The sequence below is a fragment of the Methylobacterium sp. 2A genome, assembly GCF_009806555.1.
In the GTDB taxonomy this organism is placed as follows: domain Bacteria; phylum Pseudomonadota; class Alphaproteobacteria; order Rhizobiales; family Beijerinckiaceae; genus Methylobacterium.
This window is the reverse complement of the sequence record NZ_VUOK01000015.1, coordinates 1-1424: the sequence shown is the minus strand read 5'-3', so window position 1 is coordinate 1424 and position 1424 is coordinate 1. Positions and strand designations below refer to the sequence as shown.

Below are 1424 nucleotides of genomic sequence, written 5' to 3'. Positions count from 1 at the left end.
TCCTGTCGGCCGCAGGCGGCGTCTCCGGACAGTTCGCCGGCGTCACGTCCAACCTCGCCTTCCTGTCCCCGGGTCTGCGCTACCTGCCCAACGAGGTCGACCTGACGCTCACCCGCAACGACGTGCCGTTTTCCGCCTCCGCCACCAGCCGCAACGGCTGGGCTGCGGCCAACGCCGTCCAGGCACTCGGCGCCGGCCGGCTCACCGACGCGGCGGTGGCCTTCACCACCACCGAGGCGGATGCCGGCTTCCGGGCGCTGGCCGGCGACATCCATGCCGGCACGGTGTCGGCGGCCTACGAGACCGCCTTCTTCGTGCGCGAGGCGGTGCTCGACCGGCTGCGCTGGGGCAATCCCGGCACCGGGCTCGACGACGGCACCCTGCCCGCCGCCTACACGGCCGACCTGCCCGGCCGGGCGCCGGTGGTGGCGAACGTGCCGGTGCGGACCCTCGATCCGCAGGTGTTCGGGCTGTGGGGCCAGGGCTTCGGGTCGTTCGGCACGGCCGAGGGCGGCGGCAACGCGTTCCCCCTCGACCGGCAGATCGCGGGCTTCGCGGCGGGCGCGGATGTGCGGCTGGCCAACGGGCTGCGCTTCGGCGTGGTCGGCGGCTACACCGAGGCCTCCCTCGACAGCGCCGGCCGGACGGGCGGCACCAGCCGGGCGGAGAGCGCGACGCTGAAGAGCGGGTTCGGCGGCGTGTATGGCGGCACCGCGGCCGGTCCGCTGTCGCTGCGGCTGGGCGTGATCTACGCCGATACCGACACGCGCACGCGCCGGGCGGTTCTGTACGGGCTGTCCGACACGCTGAGCGGGCATGGCGGCGGCTACACGGTTCAGGGGTTCGGCGAGATCGGCTGGCGGATCGCGCTGGGTGAGCCGGCGTCGTCGTATGTCGAGCCGTTCGTGGGCGGGGCGTATGTCGGGATCCGGCGGGACGGGTTCGCGGAGGCCGGGGGCGCGGCGGCGCTGGTGAGCTTGGCGCGCGACTACGATCTGGGCGCGGCGACCGCGGGCGTGCGGGCGCAGACGAGCCTGGATCTGGGGCTCGGCCTTCCGGTGACGCTGCGGGGCTTGGTCGGCTACCGGCGGGCGTTCGGGGACGTTGTGCCGACGGCTCTGCTGGCCTTTGGAGCGGGCGGCCCGGCCTTCCTGAGCGCGGGCGTGCCGATCGACCGGGACGCGCTGGTGGCGCAGGTGGGTCTGGATCTGGCGGTGGCGCCGAACGCCAGTCTCGGCGTGGCCTATACCGGCCAGACCGGCGCACACGCGCAGGACCAAGCCGTGAAGGGCAACTTCACCCTGCGGTTCTGAGTAGGCGCATGCAGTCCTGGTTTCGGAAGGTCGAGACCCAGCCCTTTTAAGGTGTTTGGGCTAGCTGCGAAAATCGCAAGTCGTGGCTCTAACATCCTGAAAGAGCACCGC

General features: G+C 72.7%; 1 protein-coding gene. It reads left to right on the top strand.

Going from position 1 to position 1424, the window contains the following annotated elements; translation table 11 throughout:
• The coding region (locus FVE89_RS07690; RefSeq protein WP_246730539.1) for an autotransporter domain-containing protein at window positions 1-1313 on the top strand (1313 nt) is incomplete at its 5' end.
• Between the last annotated feature and the right edge of the window lie 111 nt (window positions 1314-1424).